This is a genomic window from Hyphomicrobium denitrificans ATCC 51888 (assembly GCF_000143145.1).
In the GTDB taxonomy this organism is placed as follows: Bacteria; Pseudomonadota; Alphaproteobacteria; order Rhizobiales; family Hyphomicrobiaceae; genus Hyphomicrobium_B; species Hyphomicrobium_B denitrificans.
On record NC_014313.1, the window covers coordinates 812,042 to 831,439 of the forward strand.

Annotated in this window: 17 protein-coding genes; 6 read left to right on the forward strand and 11 right to left on the reverse strand. The window is 57.7% G+C overall.

Translation table 11 applies throughout. The features are described from left to right. Positions 1–159: 159 nt before the first annotated feature. From HDEN_RS03825 to HDEN_RS03835, 3 genes are all read right to left on the reverse strand, one after another. Positions 160–1,026, reverse strand: a complete 867-nt coding sequence (locus tag HDEN_RS03825; RefSeq protein WP_210160338.1) for a substrate-binding periplasmic protein — start codon at positions 1,024–1,026, stop codon at positions 160–162. Next, positions 950–1,366, reverse strand: a complete 417-nt coding sequence (locus HDEN_RS03830) for a c-type cytochrome (protein ID WP_013214815.1) — start codon at positions 1,364–1,366, stop codon at positions 950–952. The genes HDEN_RS03825 and HDEN_RS03830 overlap by 77 nt, the downstream gene beginning before the upstream one ends. Before the next feature lie 75 nt (positions 1,367–1,441). Further along, complete coding sequence (locus tag HDEN_RS03835) at positions 1,442–3,121, reverse strand: pyrroloquinoline quinone-dependent dehydrogenase (RefSeq protein WP_013214816.1); 1,680 nt, start codon at positions 3,119–3,121, stop codon at positions 1,442–1,444. A gap of 364 nt (positions 3,122–3,485) precedes the next feature. Here HDEN_RS03835 and HDEN_RS03840 point away from each other — a divergent pair, with 364 nt between their 5' ends. The 3 genes from HDEN_RS03840 to HDEN_RS03850 are packed head-to-tail and all read left to right on the forward strand — an operon-like array spanning position 3,486 to position 6,604. Then, complete coding sequence (locus HDEN_RS03840; RefSeq protein ID WP_013214817.1) at positions 3,486–4,451, forward strand: thiamine pyrophosphate-dependent dehydrogenase E1 component subunit alpha; 966 nt, start codon at positions 3,486–3,488, stop codon at positions 4,449–4,451. A 12-nt stretch (positions 4,452–4,463) separates the two neighbouring features. Next, positions 4,464–5,480 (forward strand): alpha-ketoacid dehydrogenase subunit beta, encoded by a 1,017-nt coding sequence (locus tag HDEN_RS03845; RefSeq protein WP_013214818.1) that lies wholly within the window; start codon positions 4,464–4,466, stop codon positions 5,478–5,480. Continuing rightward, positions 5,477–6,604: an acetoin dehydrogenase dihydrolipoyllysine-residue acetyltransferase subunit gene (locus tag HDEN_RS03850; RefSeq protein ID WP_013214819.1), complete on the forward strand. Its 1,128-nt coding sequence runs from the start codon at positions 5,477–5,479 to the stop codon at positions 6,602–6,604. Before HDEN_RS03845 ends, HDEN_RS03850 begins: the two co-directional genes overlap by 4 nt. A gap of 78 nt (positions 6,605–6,682) precedes the next feature. Here HDEN_RS03850 and HDEN_RS03855 read toward each other — a convergent pair whose 3' ends face one another. The 6 genes from HDEN_RS03855 to HDEN_RS03880 form a co-directional block, all read right to left on the reverse strand. Then, entirely contained in the window at positions 6,683–8,683 is a 2,001-nt protein-coding gene (locus HDEN_RS03855; protein WP_245256719.1) for a sigma-54-dependent Fis family transcriptional regulator, read from the reverse strand. 110 nt (positions 8,684–8,793) lie between these two features. After that, on the reverse strand, positions 8,794–9,567 hold the full coding sequence (locus tag HDEN_RS03860) for a thiazole synthase (protein WP_013214821.1): 774 nt from the start codon (positions 9,565–9,567) through the stop codon (positions 8,794–8,796). A gap of 3 nt (positions 9,568–9,570) precedes the next feature. After that, the gene (thiS, locus tag HDEN_RS03865; RefSeq protein WP_013214822.1) at positions 9,571–9,768 is read right to left on the reverse strand and encodes a sulfur carrier protein ThiS; all 198 of its coding nucleotides are present in this window, start codon (positions 9,766–9,768) and stop codon (positions 9,571–9,573) included. A gap of 24 nt (positions 9,769–9,792) precedes the next feature. Next, positions 9,793–9,996, reverse strand: a complete 204-nt coding sequence (locus HDEN_RS03870; protein WP_013214823.1) for a hypothetical protein — start codon at positions 9,994–9,996, stop codon at positions 9,793–9,795. A gap of 17 nt (positions 9,997–10,013) precedes the next feature. Beyond that, entirely contained in the window at positions 10,014–11,480 is a 1,467-nt protein-coding gene (gene lpdA / locus HDEN_RS03875) for a dihydrolipoyl dehydrogenase (protein WP_041921841.1), read from the reverse strand. A 361-nt stretch (positions 11,481–11,841) separates the two neighbouring features. After that, complete coding sequence (locus HDEN_RS03880; protein WP_013214825.1) at positions 11,842–13,218, reverse strand: porin; 1,377 nt, start codon at positions 13,216–13,218, stop codon at positions 11,842–11,844. A 196-nt stretch (positions 13,219–13,414) separates the two neighbouring features. Here HDEN_RS03880 and HDEN_RS18285 point away from each other — a divergent pair, with 196 nt between their 5' ends. Both HDEN_RS18285 and thiC read left to right on the forward strand, forming a co-directional pair. Beyond that, on the forward strand, positions 13,415–13,582 hold the full coding sequence (locus tag HDEN_RS18285) for a hypothetical protein (protein WP_169305476.1): 168 nt from the start codon (positions 13,415–13,417) through the stop codon (positions 13,580–13,582). Positions 13,583–14,011: 429 nt separating this feature from the next. Further along, positions 14,012–15,943: a phosphomethylpyrimidine synthase ThiC gene (thiC, locus tag HDEN_RS03885; RefSeq protein WP_013214827.1), complete on the forward strand. Its 1,932-nt coding sequence runs from the start codon at positions 14,012–14,014 to the stop codon at positions 15,941–15,943. A 58-nt stretch (positions 15,944–16,001) separates the two neighbouring features. On the opposite strand, the gene HDEN_RS03890 is transcribed toward thiC, so the two are convergent. Both HDEN_RS03890 and HDEN_RS03895 read right to left on the reverse strand, forming a co-directional pair. Further along, a complete protein-coding gene (locus tag HDEN_RS03890) occupies positions 16,002–16,442 on the reverse strand; it encodes a c-type cytochrome (protein ID WP_013214828.1) in 441 nt (146 codons plus the stop codon). Between the two features lie 85 nt (positions 16,443–16,527). Then, a complete protein-coding gene (locus HDEN_RS03895; protein ID WP_210160339.1) occupies positions 16,528–18,225 on the reverse strand; it encodes a methanol/ethanol family PQQ-dependent dehydrogenase in 1,698 nt (565 codons plus the stop codon). Positions 18,226–18,594: 369 nt separating this feature from the next. Here HDEN_RS03895 and bdcA point away from each other — a divergent pair, with 369 nt between their 5' ends. Next, the gene (gene bdcA / locus HDEN_RS03900; RefSeq protein ID WP_013214830.1) at positions 18,595–19,308 is read left to right on the forward strand and encodes an SDR family oxidoreductase; all 714 of its coding nucleotides are present in this window, start codon (positions 18,595–18,597) and stop codon (positions 19,306–19,308) included. Positions 19,309–19,398: the final 90 nt, after the last annotated feature.

A 19,398-nucleotide genomic window follows, 5' to 3' on the forward strand; every position in this document is an offset into this window, starting at 1 on the left:
CAACTCTGCGGTCCCGCTCATGGCGATGTCGCTCTTTTTCGTATGCGAGATGAGCTTGGCGGTGCGCTCGTCGCACGCTTCTGCGACACGGGCGAGAATGATGCCTATGTTGCGCGGTTGATAGGTTCTTGGCGATCGAACGGAGCACTTCGCTCCGCCCTAAGGGTGCATTTTCGCCGGCGACAGACCGTAGTTTGCGAATATGCTCGCGAGCTCTCCGGACTTTCGCAGCTTATCGAGAATTCTGTTCGCCTCTTCGGCCATCGCTGAATCTGATCGGCGAAATCCGATACCCATGAAATAGCCGTCGCCATTGTTGACAATAGAACCATGAGCTTGCGTGAAAGCCGCGTTTGGATGCCGCTTCAGATACCAACCAAGCCCGATATTCGTCACGAAGCCAACATCGACCTCGCCGGAAGTGACAGCATCAAGTACCTCGCCGTCGCGCGTCCGGGCCACCGAGATGTCAACTGGCCGTTTGAGTAGCGCAGCATGGGGCATCGATCCGCTTTGCACCGCTACACGCAGATGGTCCATATCCTCGATTTTCGATATCGAGCGACCGGGCTTGGTGACCGCCAGCCACTCGATCCAAAGGATAGGCTCGGTCTTTTTCAGTGGGCTGTCGTCATTCGGAAGGATGCCCACCCCCATGAAGGCATCACACTCCACATATGCCGCCTGATAGCGCATTTCGATCCACGAGAACTCGACATCGACGGCGAGTTCGCGGCCTAGAGCGCGAGCAAGATCGACTTGAAGTCCAGCGGGTTTGCTACCAAGGCCATCGGCAAACGGCATTGAATCCGGATTGGCGCAAACCGTCATCAGGCCGCGCTTTTTCATTTGCGCGAGTGTAACTGCGTCGGCATGCCCAACCGACGCGATCAACACCATCAGGAATGCGGTTAGCGCCCGCCCTGCTAAAGATGCGATGCCAAATATATCAGTTGTTCGAATCGCACTCCGGCAGAGTCCTGAGGCTTCGGATATACGCAACGAGTTGCCAGCGTGCCTTTTCATCGAAGGTATCCTTCCACGGCGGCATGACATTTGCGCCGTTAATACGGCCGTTAGTGATGGTTTCGAAGATGTAATCGGGCTTCATGTCCCGGCACTGTAGTGCCCTGGCGCTGCCGCCACTTCCTTTGCTGCCGTGGCAGTAGACGCAATTCTGATAGAATGTGGCTTCCCCCGTCTTGATTGCTGCAGGATCGCCGAGGGCGGCCTCGCCGCCGCCGTTGGCAGTACCTGCCGCGGCCATGACAGACGCCATCATCGCGAATAGGGTGATGATGGCCGAGACACCGCAGGCGATAATCACTTGTGCCTTGTAACTCAGCACAAAATCTTTCTTGATCACGTTGAGCTCCCTGGAAGCAGGTCGTTACGGACGGCTATCAGCAGTCGCGATAGCCGTCCGTACGCGGAGTTTAGTTTACTCGAGCGTCAGCGCAATAAGTGCGGCACCGCCAGGGAGACCTTTGATCTTCGGGAAAGCGCTGGCCATGAAGCCGGGAGCGTGCGATCCGAGCCCACTCGGCACAAGGATATACTGCTTGCCGCCAGCCGCGTAGCTCACAGGGCCCGAGCGAATTCCTGAGCCCGTATTGAAGTTCCACAGCTCTTTGCCCGTTTCAGCGTCGTAGGCGTGAAAAACGCCTCTGACGTCGCCGTTGAAAACGAGACCGCCGGCCGTGGACAGAACACTTCCAAGTCCTGGCATTTCATAGTCCACCGACCATTTGACTTTGCCGGTAATCGGATCGCGCGCATCGAGCCGTGCCGAAGCCTTATCGCCCGGGGGCGGCACGGCCTCAAGCTTCGATACGCCCAGGTAAAGACCTGCAAGTCCTACCTTGTCGATCTCCTGCGGAGAGGAGTTGATCGTATTGCAAACCTCCATCGCATTTGTGTACCAGAGCCCAGTCTTCGGGCTGTATGAAGCGGCATTCCAGCTGCGGACACCGAGCAGGTATGGGCACATGACCCGCTCTTCTCCGACCTTCGGCTCATAGCGATCTTTGATCTCTCCGGTCTTTGGATCGATTCCCGATGTCCAGTTGATATGTTTCGCGAGCGGCCAGATGTTGAACGGCTTGCCCGTCGCCTTATCGAGCACGAAGACGTAGCCGCCTTTGTTGAGGTGGACGAGGAGATCTTTGCCGTCGTGCTTGATTGACATAATTTCGTAGGCGGAATCGTAATCCCACGTATCGTGCGGCACTTCTTGATAATGCCACTTGAGATTTCCGGTCTTACCTTCGATGGCCAGGATCGTCGCGGAATAAAGGTTGTCGCCGACACGACCGTCAGGGAAGAAGTCGGGAGCCGCGTTGCTGGTGCCGATTAGGATGGTATCGGTCTTGGCATCATAGACGCCAGGCATCCAGGCGCCGCCGCCGCCGACCTTGCCGCTGTCGCCGGGCCAGCTTTTGGGATCGTCTTTAATTGTGTTGAAGGTCCACGCAGGCTCGCCAGTCAGAGCATTAACGGCAAAGATTTTGCCGGCCTGCGGTTGGTCTCCACCGGTCGTTCCGCCGTAGAGGATGTCGCCAGCCAACTGCGGCGGCGATGAGAACAGACATCCATAGCAGGTCTTCAGATCGGTGATCTGACGTTCCCACACGACCTTTCCGGTCTTTTGGTCAAGGGCGATGTAGCGTCCGTCGAGAGAGCCCAAATACACCATGCCGTGGCCGACGGTGACGCCACGAGTCGCGGCGACGTAGAACACCTTGGTTACGATGGGATCGAGTTCGGGTTTGTAGTGCCAAAGGGTCTTGCCGGTCTCGCCGTCGACGGCGAAGACATTGTTATTGGCGCCGACGTAGTAGACGATGCCATCGATCACGATGGGCGTTGCCTGCAGGCCCATCTGAATGTCGCCAGGCTGATGAATCCAGGCCACCTTCAACTTTTTGACATTGCCGGTGTTGATCTGATCGAGCGGGCTGTAGCGCCACGCGTCGTCGGTGCGATAATATTTCGGCCAATCGTTTGGAGAGTCTTCAGCGAAACTTGGCTGTGGAACCATCGTGGTCGTCAGAGCCGCGAACGCCGCGGCGGCCATTATTGGAAATGTTATGCGTGAGCGCTTGCGTCGACTGACTGCCATTGTCTTCTCCCCTGATTTGCTCGTTTTCTTGTTGAGCCCGTTACCGAGCCGCCGTGCCCGCAAGTTGCGTGCCATGATCAAAGTCTTTGATTCTCATTGACTTGCGATACGCCACGACCGGTGTGATAGGGGCGCCGCGCCACACGTGATGCGCACGAAAAGCGGCTTGGCCGCCTGGTTTGCATCGTGGAACGGGTGGTCATGATCCCTCACGAGTTGCGCCGAACCACGCAACACTCTGATCGCCACAGGTGTAGCGTTCCGCGCCCAGCCGGATACCTCAAATGGCCTGATATCCTTGGCTTTTCGTAACGGCACGACAATTGCTGATAAGCGAACAATTAAATAATCTCAGGGAGGATCAATGCAGCACAGTCGAGAATTCCTGCTCGATTGCTATCGGAGCATGGTGACAATCCGCGCGTTCGAAGAGCGCGTGCATGATGAATTTGCCGCCGGCAAAATTCCAGGCTTCGTTCATCTCTACGCAGGAGAGGAAGCCTCCGCAGTCGGCATCTGCTCGCATCTCGATAATCGCGACGCGATTGCCTCAACCCATCGTGGTCATGGTCACTGCATCGCCAAGGGGTGTGATGTTGGTGAGATGATGAAGGAGATCTACGGCAAGCGGGGCGGATCTTGCGGTGGCAAGGGCGGCTCGATGCATATCGCCGATCTTTCAAAAGGCATGCTCGGTGCCAATGGCATCGTCGGCGGGGGGCCGCCGCTCGTTTGCGGTGCTGCATTGACGGCAAAATACCTCAAGACAGGCGGAGTGGCCGTCGCCTTCGGCGGCGATGGCGCTTCGAACCAGGGTACGACGCTCGAATCTTTCAATCTCGCCAAGGTGTGGGATTTGCCCGTCGTCTTCGTCGTCGAGGACAACGGCTATGCCGAGGCAACGTCAAGCTCCTGGTCGGTCGCCGGATCGCAACTTGGTCGGGCCGCTGGATTTGGAATGCCTGGCGTTCAGGTTGACGGCACGGACTTCTTCGCCGTTCACGATGCTGCACGTACGGCGATCGAGCGGGCTCGCAACGGTGGCGGTCCGTCGCTGCTGCACGTGAAGCTGATGCGCATCTTCGGACACTTCGAAGGCGACGCGATGACCTATCGCGCCGAAGGAGAAGTGAAAAAGCTGCGTGAAGATCACGACTGTTTGAAAATTTTCCGCAGGAGGGTCACGGAAGCGAGCCTCCTCGATGATTCTACCCTCGATGCGATCGAGGCGAACGTCGCACGCTCGATCGACGAAGCTGTCTCGGCAGCAGAAGCTGATTTGCCGCCCAGCGAGGCCGATCTGCTCACTGATGTCTACGTCCGGTATTGAGGGGAAACGCGAATGCCAAAGAAAACATACAGACAAGTAATCAATGAAGCGATTGCGAGTGAAATGCGGCGTGACAGCCGCGTGGTCGCCATCGGCACGGACATCGCGGGCGGCAAAGGATCGCCCGGAGAAGAAGATGCGTGGGGCGGCGTGCTCGGCGTAACGAAGGGGCTTTATGGGGAGTTCGGACCGGAGCGAGTCCTCGATACGCCGATCACCGAAAGCGCCTTCATAGGAGCATCGGTTGGCGCGGCAGCCACCGGGCTTCGGCCGGTTGCCGAACTGATGTTCGTCGACTTCATGGGCGTCTGCTTTGACCAGATTTTCAATCAGGCCGCAAAATTCCGCTATATGTTCGGTGGCAAGGCGGTAACGCCAATCGTCATCCGCACGATGTACGGTGGCGGCTTCCGGGCCGCATCTCAGCACAGCCAGTGCCTGTATCCACTTTTCACTCACATACCCGGCCTCAAGGTCGTTATTCCGTCATCACCCTATGAAGCCAAGGGCCTGCTGATCGAAGCGATCCGCGACAACGATCCGGTCATATTCTTTGAGCACAAGGTTCTTTACGACATCGAAGAAGATGTGCCGGATGAGGCCTATACGATCCCATTCGGCGAAGCGAACATCACGCGTGAGGGGCGGGATGTGACGGTCGTTGCCTTTGGCCGTATGGTCAGCTTTGCCAATACCGCCGCGGATGAACTCAAACGCGAGGGTATTTCGGTGACTGTCATCGATCCGCGTACAACCTCGCCGCTTGATACGGAGACAATCCTCGAAAGTGTTTCCGCGACCGGGCGCCTTGTGGTCGTAGACGAAGCACATCCACGTTGCTCGATGGCTGCCGATATTGCGCGTCTCGTTGCTGAAGAGGGGTTCAAAGACCTGAGGGCACCGATCCGCACGGTGACGCCGCCGCATACGCCCGTGCCGTTCTCGCCGACGCTCGAGGACATCTATATCCCGAGCGTTGCAAGAATAAAGGACGTTGTGCGCTCGATCGCGGCGAAGGTGTCGGCATGAGCGACATTCAACCGATTGTCATGCCGAAATGGGGACTAGCCATGGCGGAGGGCACGCTCGTCGGCTGGTCCGTCGGCGAGGGCTCCGACATTCAAAAAGGCGACGAAATAGCAGAAATCGAAACGACGAAAATCACGAACGTGTTCGAGAGTCCGGTTTCCGGCGTTTTGCGGCGCCAGATCACGAAAGGCGGCGAAATTGTTCCTGTGGGAGCGCTGTTGGCCGTGCTGGCGCCATCGACGGTTAGTGATGCCGAGATCGATGCCTTCATTGGAGCTTTTGTCGTCGAAAGCGCAGACGACAACGGCTCCAAAGTCGTCGAGCGCGAGGCTCATTTGGACGGCCGCAACATTTTCTACAAGTTTAGTGGAAGTGCGGAGGACGGCATTCCTGCCGTCCTCATCCACGGCTTTGGAGGGGATGCGGACAATTGGCTCTTCAATATCGAGTCTCTTTCGGCATCCCGGCCCGTCTATGCACTCGATCTGCCTGGCCACGGCAAATCGACCAAGACAGTCGTAAAGGGAGATCTCGATGAATTGGCTGATGCCGTCATCGCGGTCCTCGACGATGCCGGAGTCGCGAAGGCACATCTTGTCGGTCACTCGCTTGGCGGCGCCGTCGCCTTCAAGGTGCTCGACAAGGCCCCAACCCGCGTAGCGTCGGTCGCCGGCGTTGCGCCTGCCGGGCTCGGCGAGGGGGTCAATGACGCCTATATTCGAGGTTTTATCTCCGCCGAGAAGCGAAAGGATGTGAAATCCGCATTGCAAATGCTAGTCGCGGATCCCGAACAGGTATCGGCGACGATGATCGAAGGTATCCAGCGCTACAAGAGACTCGAAGGGGTTAAGGAAGCCATCGAAACCATCGCCGCAAAGACGATGCCGCAAGGACGGCAAGCCGTCTCGTTCCGCAGTTTGGTGGAGAAGACCGACAAGCCCGTGCTGGTCGTTTGGGGCGAAAAGGACGCCATCATCGATCCGCGACATTCCGAAGGCGTGGCGAGTACGGTGTCTGTCGTTCGCCTGCCGTCGGTTGGCCATATGCCCCACTTGGAAGCGGCCAAGACGTTCAATGCGCAGGTAGCCAAACATTTCGAAAATGCGGAGGCTAAGTCGCGCTAAGACTCTAGCAGTAGCAAAGCGGTCGCGAGGGTTTCCTAAAGATCCTTCGCGACCGCTTTTTTGATTCCAGTTCTTTTTCTATTCCACGCACTGGTTCGGTGCGACGATGCCGAAACGCTTCATGCGGCGATGGATCGTCGTCCGGTCGACATTGAGATCTCGAGCTACTTGCGTGACGTTCCAATGACGCCGTGCGAGGTGCGTGCGCAAGGAAGCGGCTTCAGAATCGACAGGGCTGTCATCGGTCTGCGATCTCTCCATAGGGCGCATGGAAATGCCAAGCACCGAGCTTGGGAGATCATCGATAGACACAACCCCCTTGCTGCAGACGGCCAGCGCGAAATCGAGAACGTTCTTCAACTCTCGAACATTGCCTGGCCAACGGTACCGGTAAAGGGCGCTTGCCGCTTCGGGGGTCAAGACCGGTGGTGCAGTTGGACAACGCAGCCTGATCAAGCGTTCGATGAGCCATTCGATGTCCGACCTGTCCCGGAGCGCTGGAAGGATCAGTTCGAATCCGTTCAAGCGGTAATATAGATCTTCGCGGAATTGTCCGGTCTTGATCATCGCGGTGAGATTGCGGTGAGTTGCGGCAATGACGCGAACGTCGAGCTTAATCGGCCGCGTCGCACCGACAGGGATGATTTCACGCTCCGCCAGAACACGCAGCAGGCGGGTTTGCAGCATGAGCGGCATGTCTCCGATCTCGTCGAGAAACAGCGTGCCACCATTGGCTTGTGCAACTAAGCCTTGTTTTCCCTTGGATTGAGCGCCGGTGAAAGCTCCGGCCTCGTAGCCAAAAAGCTCGCTTTCAATCAGGCTCTCCGGGAAGGCAGCGCAATTGATTGCGACGAACTCTTTGTGAGACCGGGCGCTCGAGTCGTGGACCGCTCTGGCGAAATATTCCTTGCCGGTGCCAGTCTCACCTTGAATGAGCAGACTGATGGGCGCATCGGCGAGTTTTGCGGCGCGTTCCAGTACAGTGACAACGGCCGGATCGCCCTTGGTGAAGTTCGCAAGCGGTTCCGGCATCTTTGGCATCGACGTGCTGGCAGGTCCTCTGACGCTGACGGTCGGAGGAATGGCTTGCAGAAAGAGAATGGTGCCACTGTGCTTTAATTTTATCGTCGCCCGTGGGTGAGACAAGCGCGCGAAGTTGCCTAGTTTTTCGAGCGTACAATCGAATACATCCTCGAAGGCGCGCCCTTTGAGGTCCCCGCCTTTGACTGGAGCGAGACCAAACTCATGCCGAAGCAATAAGGCTGTCCGGTTATTGAAACCCGTTATCAACCCATCCTCGTCGAGGGCGAGCACATATTCCGGGTCAACGCAGAGGAATTCTGGTGAGCTCGAGAACTTCAGTATCCAGTTGCGGTTGAAGTGATTGAACAGCGTCGCATTCTCAACCTGATGCGCGCAATGGGTGACAAGAGCGAGAGCAAGATGCTGGCTCTGCTTTTCCTCGGGCGAGCGAAGCGCGGAAATATCGAGAACTGCCGCTATCTGTCCTTGCGGGTCGAAGATCGGAACGGCCGTACAGGTGAGATTGATATGGTTCGCGCTGAAGTGGTCGCCCTGATGGACGATCAATCCTTTGCCATTTGCGATGCAAGTGCCGACACCATTGGTACCAGCCAAGCTTTCGCTCCATTCCGCACCGAGGTACAAGCCCGCATGCCGTAGTTCAGTCTCGAAAGCGGGGTCGCCGATGAAGTCGATCGTTATCCCTTGCGCATCGGTGAGGAGGATCGTGTAACCGAGACCAGCGATCTGCCGATGGAGCGTTTCGAGTCCAAACCGCGCTGTGCGTAGGATGTCCTCCATGCGCTGCTGGCGCTCCCTGAGCTGCGCGCTTGTGTGGACGTAGACTTCAGGTGCCGTGACGGGATTAAGTTGATGCTCCTGAATGCAACGCCGCCAGGAATCGGTAATGATTGAATCATAGTTGGTTGTGTCGCCTTCCGTTGCCTTGATGACGTCGGCGACGTGCGCATTGCGGTTGTTTTGGCCAATCATTGGGCGTTTCCGTTGATCTCTTGCTTGGATCTCTTGCTTGTGCGGGTTAATCGCAACTGGCACTGCACGGATTATTGATGATGGGCAAGTTCAGTCAACTTAATCTTGTGAGCACTTGATCGACATCTCGCAATCGCGAAGATGAGTTGAAGGGTCAGCCGACCTAATCTTGTTTAATCAAGGATGGGTTTTCCGGCGATCGGTGTCGATGGGGAGGCCATGTCGCGTGGAGGCAACGCCCCAGCCAAATAACCTAGCCTTCCGGATACCACGGCTTTTGAGAACGCTTCGGCCATCATGACTGGATCGGCCGCTTTCGCGACGGCGGTGTTCAAGAGGATGCCGTCGCACCCCAACTCCATCGCTTGGGCGGCATGCGAAGGTACGCCAAGGCCAGCATCGACAATGATTGGCACGTCGGGAAAATGCGAACGTAATGTCCTCAGGCCGTAGACATTGTTCAGTCCGCGAGCTGATCCGATCGGCGCGCCCCACGGCATGAGCACGCGGCATCCAGCTGCGAGCAAACGGTCCGCGACGCGGAGGTCTTCCGTCATGTATGGAAAAACTTTGAAACCCTCGTTTGAAAGGATCCGCGCCGCTTCGACCAGTCCAAAAACGTCCGGCTGCAACGTGTCGTCGTCTCCGATCACCTCAAGTTTAATCCAGTCCGTCTGGAACAGCTCGCGCGCCATTTGGGCAGTCGTAACCGCCTCTTTAACGCTATGACAGCCGGCCGTATTGGGCAGGAGAGGGCGCTTCAATCCTTCGAGGAATTTCCAGAATCGTTGCGACGTGCCGCTGCCGCCTGCCGTCTCACGCCGCAGCGAAACCGTCACGACGGATGCATCCGCAGCTGCTATGGCCTCCGCCATGATCGCAGGGGAGGGATAGAGCGCCGTGCCAAGCATAAGCCTCGTTGGCAGTTCGACATCATAGAGGACCATTGTTCACCCGCCCTGACGCGCTGTGACGATCTCGATCGCATCGCCCTGTCTGAGGATCTCCTTGTGGCGCTGTACAGCCGTGACGAACTTGCCGTTCAATGCGGTCGCGATCGACGAGGGGTTGTGCCCTCGCTCTTCGACGAGTTCCAAAAGCGTTGCTGCATTGGTCGCGAAGGATGTGCCGTTAATGACGACCAGCATGATGCGCTTCCCCGGCCGAACGGCCTATTTTTGCAAGTAGCTTTGAGATCGTTGCGCGATCAGTCGCCGGTCATCCTCGCTTGCAGGATGGATTGGCAGCGTCAGGGTCGGCGTCGCCGAAATCATTGCATCGGGCATCGACAAGACTATCGCACCGGGGCAGGTGGGCCGCTGATTGCGGTCGTCTTTTGCCGTCGCAGCATCAAGCGCGTTGCCACCCGTGGACATCTGTATGTCGCTCCACGTTACAAATGCAGCGCCGCCATATCCGCTGAGAGTGCGCTCTCGAATATGGCCTCGGACAAGGTCGGATGCGGGAAGACGGTGTGCCGGAAATTGTCCACGGTGGCATTCATCTCGAGCGCCATGGCGAACGTGCCGATGAGTTCGGTTACCTCGCCGCCGATGAGCTGAGCTCCAAGGAGTCGCTTTGTGTTCGCGTCAAATACCGTTTTGACGAGGCCTTCGGTTTCGCCGATAGCGATGGCTTTGCCGTTTGCGCGAAACGGGAAGCGTCCAACGAGTATCTCGGTTTCAGATTTCCGCGCCTGCGCTTCCGTGATGCCCACGCTGGCGATTTGCGGATGACAAAAAATGCACGACGGGATTTTTGTGTTGTCCAACGGGCTGACCGGTAACCCCTTGATTGCCTCAACACAGATCACGCCTTGATGCTCTGCCTTGTGGGCCAGCATTGGCGGTCCGGCGACATCGCCAATCGCGTAGATGCCAGGAATATTCGTCCGACCGACGTTGTCGACTTTGATGTATCCTGGCCCATCTTCGAGAGCCACCGCGAGATCGCTGAGACCGAGCCCCGACGTGTTGGCGACGACCCCAACGGCGGAAATCAGGCGCTCTGCTTTCAGCGTTGAGCGGTCGCCTGCAAGCGTCTCGATGGTAAGGGAGACTTCGTCGGTTGAAGTCGCTTCTGCTCCGACGACCTTGACGCCGGTGAGGATATTCATGCCCTGCTTCTGAAATTGCCGGCGCGCGATCTGTGCAATCTCCGCATCCTCCATCGGAAGGATCTGGTGCAGCGCTTCGATCAGGGTAACGTTAGCTCCGAGGGTCCGGTAAATACTCGCAAACTCGACCCCGATTGCTCCCGACCCGACCACGATGACCGATCGTGGGAGTTCCGGTGGCACCATCGCCTCGCAATAGGTCCAGATGCGCTTACCATCCGGAGTGAGTCCCGGCAGCACTCGAGGCTGTGCTCCGGTCGCGATAATGATGTGCTTCGCCCGATACCGGCCGGCCGCGAGGACCCCTTTTGGCGGTGCATGCTGAGGCTGCCGCGGCGAGTGACTTGGAGGGCGAACGGTGACTTCTCCGTATCCGGCGCCGGGCGCGCTTTCGATTGCCGCCTCTCCCCAGATGATCGCAATGTTGTTTTTGGCGAGCAGATAGTCGACGCCGCCATTGAGCTGCTTCGATACCGTCCGCGAGCGCGTGACGATGCGCTGTAGATCTGGCTCGGGAGTACCGCTGCGTAGTCCGAATTCAGCGGCTCCGCGCCCGTGCTTCAGAATCTCCGCGGACCGCAGTAGCGCCTTTGATGGGATGCAACCCCAGTTAAGACAGATGCCACCCAGATGTTCTCTTTCGACGATGGCAGTTTTGAACCCGAGCTGAGCAGCGCGGATTGCTGTTACGTACCCGCCTGGGCCTGATCCAATGACTAGGATATCGAAAGTCGTGTCTGTCATGCGGGTGATCATTCCGTGTATTGGCCGATGAATGATGTCATCGGGTTCGCTGCTCGCGATGTCGTCCTCTTGCAACGCTGTTAAAAAGATGACGGCGACGCGCTCCCTGGAACGGGAGATCAGGTCGCGCGCCGCCCTCAAGTTTTCCCCGGATGAACCTGGAGTATCATCCGGGGATCAGAGATCGACGCACACTGGCTCAAGTGAACGCCGAACCAATGTGCGCGATCTCAGTATGAGTATGCGAAGATGATCAAAGCAGCAGATGCGAATGCGCGTCGCCAGACACTTCGATCATTTTCTCATACCAGCGTGAACACGATGCTTCCCTTAAACGCTACCGACGCGAGTGACTTGAAACTCAGAAGAAGACGGCTCCACCGAGTGCGAAGATGTGAAGGTGTTTCATGTCTTCATTGCCATGGACACCGTCTGCCACGAAGTCGACGTCCGCTCCGTAGTTCTTGTATTTCAGCCAGAACGCTGCTGATGCAGCGTCGATTTCCTGCACGATGCCGAAACCAAAGCGGTCGAACGTCGAACCCGTCGCTTTGACGTTGTTCGGCCCGGCTGCTCCGCATGCCGTATCGATTTTGCCACCCGTTCCTGCGAAGCCATCGCAGACGTCGGTGACGCCGCTAAACACGGCACCGCCAAGAAGTCCCGAGAACATGTCGTTGTCGTTGCCGTACTCACCGTAGAAGACAGTGGCGCCGAGCTTGTTGAGGCTGGCGCGCACGCCGCCCTTTACATAGAGCTGATCAGTTGGCTTGTAGTCGCCTTCCGGGTTCTCGTGACCATAGTAGATGCTCCCGAAGAGTCCCGTCGGCTTATGCAACGCCGCAAAACTCGCCTGCGCATAATAGTCCGGCGTAATCGCATTAATGCGGTGAGCCGTGTTGCGCGCGAAGCCGGCGCCGAACGCCGTCGTCCAGGTCGGCCCATCGTAGTTATGTCTGATAGCAAAATCGTAGTAGTAAGCTTCGCCATACGACGTCGAAAGCATGAAGCCATTGATAGTCGGCGAGTCATAGCGGATATTGTTCGTTCGATCGCCGCCGCAGTCGGCGAAGATGCCTACGCCCGTCGTGTAGCACGTTGCGAGGTCGCCCCATCTGGCCTTCGCTCGTGTCCTGGATCCATTCGGGACGAGTTGAAAGTTCTGGCCGTCGAAGTCGACGAGGTTCGCCGCGAATATGCTGCCGGCACCCGAAACGTCGACCCAGACATCGTCCGTTGCCTGGCTCTGCCGTCCGACCGAAACGCGGCCCAAGCGTTCGCTCTTGACCCACCAATAGGAGTTCAGCGTATCGGGTGGTCCTTCCCCACCGTCGGGGTTATGGGCATCCTGAACGAAACCATTTGCCCCGACGACGTCGATCCTCAAACTGTAGCCCGCAGACCATTCGCTGTTGATCTTTGCACTTCCATCAAAGTGAAGGCGGTTGCCGAGATCGTTCAAGCTGGTGCCGACATAGGCATCTGTCTTCAGCCCATCGCTCCAGCCCATCACCTGCTCCGTGACCCAGCCGGAGATCGTCAGGGAAACCTTTCGATTTCCCTTGGTGGCGGTGGTCGCTTCGAGTTCAGCGATCCGCTGCTCGAGGTCGGCGCAGCAATCGCCTCCCAGATCGGCGGCTTGGACGCTCATGGAAAATGCGGACGTGCAGGCAAATAGGGCGGCGCCGAAGAGATAGGGCAGGCCTATTTTTTTTGTTATGCTGTCATTTTTGATCATTTAAAATTCCCCCAAGTGCGCCCCGATTGCGAATGGGCCGCGTAAGTTCCTTATCTTCTTGCTCACGCAACACATGCTCTACGGCTTTCCCAACTGAAATCCGTTCGTACACGAACTAGATCGAAAGACGGCAATTACCCCGAATGCTCCGTCGATCCCGAGTAGCTCGATGGCTCCGAATTCCCGGATGAATCAAATGCTCAGAGCAAAACGCATCGATGCGATCCGAAAGTTCGCTTCGGGTGGGAGCAATCGGCATGCCAATACGGTGGGTACTTTAGTTGTGTACGTGGCTTTGCTCGCCGATCCGGGCACGCGCTGCACGTTCGAGATCATCTATCTCGTTGAAAACAAGCGCTTGTAGGGTCGCGGCAGACTACGGCTCGGCTTGCGCCTCAGGTAAGTCGCTATGTGCCTGTGTTTTTTGAGATACAGAAAGTGACACCTGAGGAAACTGTGCGTGTAGAGACGAACCCTCGCATGAGAGATATTTGTCTTGCTGAGCGCCACAGGCGATGCAACGGATCGCAACTCTAGTGGATGGACACGATCGAGCCGCGTCATGTCCATGCGTGCAACACCTGTTGAATGCAACAGCTGTCGCACGCCTCGTTGTGCTCGGAAATCAAAGTGAATGGCGACTTCGCGCGAGGGGAAAACAAAGCCGCTCCTGCCGCCAACCTATGAGGAAATCTTGGCGTAAGCCTTGCAACAGCCCTTGCTGGGTGTGGCCATTGAGAAGTGGTGCAACGGTCATAGCAATTCGCGCTCGCGCTCCTCGAGGGATAAAAACATGAACAAAGTCACCCGTGCTTCCGAGATCGTAACGCCGAAGGTGACGACGGGGCCGGTTCAGGGCTCGCGCAAAGTGTATGTGTCGCCCGACGCTGCGCCGGATCTGCGCGTTCCGTTTCGCGAGATCGTGCTGAGCGAGACAAGCGGGGAGGCGCCGTTCCGCGTGTACGACTCCTCGGGGCCTTATTCGGATGCGGCGGCGGCGATCGATGTCGAGAAAGGCTTGCCGCGATTGCGCGACGCGTGGGTGCAGGAGCGCGGCGGCGTCGAAGCGTACGACGGGCGCGCGGTGAAGCCCGAGGACAACGGCAACGTTTCGGGCTCGCACGCGGCGCGCGTGTTTCCGACGGTGTTCCGGCCGCTGCGGGCGATGTCGTGCGAAACTGATCCTTCTTCTCCTCAGCGAATAGCTGCCCCTCACCCTAACCCTCTCCCCGTTGAAGGAACGGGGAGAGGGGATCTCCTCACGCAATTCGAGTATGCGCGGGCAGGTATCGTCACGAAGGAGATGATCTACGTCGCGCATCGCGAGAACCTTGGACGCGCCGAAGCTCTGGCGCGGGCGAAGGATGCGATCGGCGACGGCGAAAGTTTCGGTGCGGATATTCCGGCGCACATCACGCCGGAATTCGTACGCGATGAGATCGCGCGCGGCCGCGCCATCATTCCGGCGAACATCAATCACAGCGAGCTCGAGCCGATGATCATCGGCCGCAACTTCCTGGTGAAGATCAACGCCAACATCGGCAACTCCGCCGTCACGTCGTCGGTCGAGGAGGAAGTCGAGAAGATGGTATGGGCGATCCGCTGGGGCGCCGATACCGTCATGGACCTCTCGACGGGGCGCAACATTCACACGACGCGCGAGTGGATCATTCGCAATTCGCCGGTGCCGATCGGAACCGTGCCGATCTATCAGGCGCTCGAAAAATGCGACGGCGATCCGGTGAAGCTGACGTGGGAGCTTTATCGCGACACGCTGATCGAGCAGTGCGAACAGGGCGTTGACTACTTCACGATCCACGCCGGCGTGCGGCTGCCGTTCGTGCCGCTGACGGCCAATCGCGTCACGGGCATCGTTTCGCGCGGCGGCTCGATCATGGCGAAGTGGTGCCTCGCGCATCACAAGGAAAGCTTCCTCTACGAACGCTTCGACGAGATTTGCGATCTGATGCGCAAGTACGACGTGTCGTTCTCGCTCGGCGACGGGCTGCGCCCGGGCTCGATCGCGGACGCCAACGACCGCGCGCAATTCGCGGAACTCGAAACGCTCGGAGAGCTGACCAAGATCGCGTGGGACAAAGGCTGCCAGGTGATGATCGAAGGGCCCGGCCATGTGCCGATGCACAAGATCAAGGTCAACATGGAGAAGCAGCTCAAAGCCTGCGGGGAAGCGCCGTTCTACACGCTCGGGCCGCTGACGACCGACATCGCGCCGGGCTACGATCACATCACGTCCGGCATCGGCGCGGCGATGATCGGCTGGTACGGCACGGCGATGCTCTGCTACGTGACGCCGAAGGAGCATCTCGGCCTGCCGAACCGCGACGACGTCAAGACGGGCGTCATCACGTACAAGATCGCAGCGCATGCGGCCGATCTCGCGAAGGGGCATCCGGCGGCGCAGCTTCGCGACGACGCGCTCTCGCGTGCGCGGTTCGATTTCCGCTGGCAGGATCAGTTCAACCTGTCGCTCGATCCCGACACGGCGACGGCATTCCACGACGAGACGCTGCCGAAGGACGCCCACAAGGTCGCGCATTTCTGCTCGATGTGCGGGCCGAAGTTCTGCTCGATGAAGATCACGCAGGACGTGCGCGACTATGCGGCGACGCTCAACGACAAGGAAAGCGGCATGGCCGACATGAGCGAGAAGTTCCGCCAGATGGGCAGCGCGCTCTATGTCGAGGCTGACAAGGCGTCATCTTGAGTGACGCCAAAAGACTCGTTGATTAGCGCATCCTTCAGCCCATCCCGTGGGGGGCGGCTTATGGGTTGGGGATGCGCTTCTTCTTTCCCTTCTGGAGGGCTTGAGTCCGAGCTTCGGCACGCAGGTAGGCCATGACCTCCCAAATTTCATCTGTGGTCAACGTGCCTTCGAAGCTTCCCATGATCGTGCCCGGGCGGCCGCCGAGAATGACGCCAAAGATGATCTCGTCATCGGCTCCACCATTTGGTCTGAACATGCCTTTGACCAGATTTGGCGCCCGCGCACCCATGCCATTGGCTCCATGGCAAAAGAGACACGTATTGCTGTAGATGCTCTTCCCTTTCTCGATCGCATCAGGCTTGCCTTCGAAGGGATTGATGCCTGTCTGCGTCGTGGTGGTCGCTGACGTTTCCGAATCTTCGGCATTAGCGTGGAAAGCGACGGCTGCGATTGCCAGTACGGCGGCAGCGCATGCAAGAACCTTCGGCGCAAAAACCATCTGTATGCTCCCAAATAGAAAAACAATTTATGCCGGCCGGAGATCGTCCGGCCGGCAACGGTCATTTGTCATGCCTGGAAGCTGACTATTTCTTCTTGTGCAGAGCGAAGACGAACATGCTGCCACCCTGCTGACGAGTCTTCAGCCAGTCGCCGTAGACGAGTGGCCAGATGCTCCCGCCGCCCGGACCGGCGAGGATCGCGACGTACTGCGTATCGCCAACCATGAAAGTCGTCGGATTGGAGTGGATACCAGTCCCCACATTGAACTCCCAAAGAGTTTCACCTGTGTCGTCCTTGATGGCGCGGAATACACCTTCCGCATCGCCGTTGAAGATCAGGCCGCCAGCGGTTGATAGGATGCCCCCCGTCGCTGGTGTATTCTGACGCCGCGCCCATGCGAGTTCCCCGGTCGTCGCGTCGAACGCCTTCACATACCCACCGCCCGGATTCAGTTTGAGCACGTCCGTTGCGAGATACCATTCGCCCGGTTTGAACTCCTGCTTCTTGGCGGCAAGATCCATCGACATGTCACGGCCAGGCACGTATACGAAGCCCGTCCGTTTGCTATAGGAAGCGGGAACCCATTCCTTGCCTCCGTCGAGCACCGGCGCGATATCCTTGGTCACCTTGCCGTATGTCGGTACTTTCTCCGGGTCGACGATAGGACGGCAATTTTCGCCCCAGCTTTTGACCCAGTTCACGCGGGACATAGGCACCACCCAGTTGCATTTGTAGGTGCTGCGGTCGATTGAGTAGAGATGCCCGTTACGATCAGCGTGCACCCAGACCTTGCGGCCCTCTTTGTCCGTGATCACGATAGCTTCGTTGGTGCCATCGTAGTCGTACGTGTCGTGCGGCGTGTACTGAAAGTGCCCCTTGATCTCGCCGGTCTTGATGTCGATAGCGATTGTTGATGCTGTGTAGAGGTTGTCGCCGGGTCGAACGCTGCCGTCGAAATCAGGCACTGGGTTTCCAACACCCCAAAGAAGCAGCCCGGTCTCTTTATCAAAGGATCCTGGCAGCCACGGTGTGCCGCCTGCCGTCTTCCAAGATCCGTTGCCCCACGTCTTGGCGATATCTTCCTTGCCGGTGACCGGCACGGTATAGGTTTTCCAAGCAGGCGCTCCCGTTTCGGCATCAACTGCATAGATCGTACCCGCGTTGGCGCCGACATCCCCTCCCGAGTTTCCAATCATAATCTTCCCATCGGCCACAACGGGCATCGAGGTGAAGATTTCGCCGGTCTTGTAGTCGCCGAGCTTTTGATCCCAAACGACTTCGCCGGTGTCATTGTCCAGCGCAATCAGATGTGTGTCTAATGTCGCGAGATAGACTTTGTCCTCGTATGCGATGACACCGCGGTTCACGTCGCCACAGCACAGCTTCGGACCGAGATCAGCCGGAAGCGGGTGGTCGTAACGCCAAAGCTCCCTGCCGGTTGCTCCGTCGATTGCAAAAACCTTGTTCTGGCTCGACGACACATAGAGACGACCATTGACGGCTGTGACCTGCGAATCCTGCGCGCCGATAACACCGAACGAAAGGCTCCATTTGGCTACGAGGTCGCCGACGTTGTTCGCGGTGATCTGGTTGAGCGGCGAATAGCGCGTGCTTTCGTAGTCGCGTCCGTACATCAGCCAGTTATTGGGATCCTTATCTGCATTGAGCAGCATATCCTCGGTGACGTAATACTGGACATGCTTGCCTTCGAGTGTCTTGACGCCCAGATCAGATAATGCCGGTCCGGCGCCGAGTGCCAGTGTCAGTGCCAGAGTAAACACTGACGCGCCAGCTCCAAGGACGTGACAACCCTTCATCAAATTCCTCCCAGTTTATTTTATGCATTACGCGAGTTTCCTGCATCGCCGGCGAGGCAGGCGTGCAGATTGATTGGGAAGAAGCGCAAGGAATGTGCCAGATTATTTCATAACTAAATGTCGTAATTTTACCGATGATATAGGCGGCTTTTTACATTTGCGGTTCGACACGGACGCACCAACTGTTGCGCTAGCTCGCGCAACAAGTGTTGCGCAATAACGCTCTGAAAATCCGATGCCAATCATGCTCAAGCGCGCTGCAACGTATGCGCCCTTGAGGTCTCTCTGAGAGTCCACTATCGAATGCGGTGAATTCATTCGGAGGAAATCAGCATGGCGCCGTTATCCGGAAAGAAAGCATTGGTTCTCGGTGGCAGCCGAGGCATCGGTGCGGCAATAGTAGAGCGCCTCGTAAGTGACGGTGCCGATACTCAGTTCACTTATGTGTTCCAGAAGGACGCCGCTCAGGCGCTGGCGACGCGCACGGGAACGAAAGCCGATCAGCTCGATAGTGCGGATATCAAACAGGTGACCGAGTTCATCGACACGTTCGATCGCCTCGATATTCTCGTCATCAATGCCGGCATTGCGCTTTTTGGAGATGCGCGCGATCTCGATCCAAACGATGTCGACCGAATGATCGATATCAACATTCGTAGCCCCTATCACGCGGCGGTCGCGGGCGCTCGAAAAATGAAGAACGGCGGTCGCATCGTTGTGATTGGATCGGTCAACGGAGACCGGACGCCGTTTCCAGGGTTAGCGGCTTACACGATGACGAAGGCAGCTGTGCAGGGAATGGTGCGCGGCTTGGCGCGGGATTTTGCTCCTTCGGGCATCACCGTCAACAATGTGCAGCCGGGTCCGGTCGACACGGATCTCAATCCGGCGGATGGTCCGATGAAGGAGCAGATGCACTCTCCGATGGCGATCAAGCGGCACGCGACGCCAGCTGAAGTTGCGGCAATGGTTGCCTATCTCGTCGGTCCCGAAGCCAGCATTGTCACTGGAGCGCAGCACACGATCGATGGCGGGTTTGGGGCCTGAGGTCGCGTCAACAACGGGCTAGTCCTTTTGCCTTGGTCGAGGGCATTCAGGCTTAGCTCTTAATTTCTCGCCTTTTTTGTAAGCCGGGTC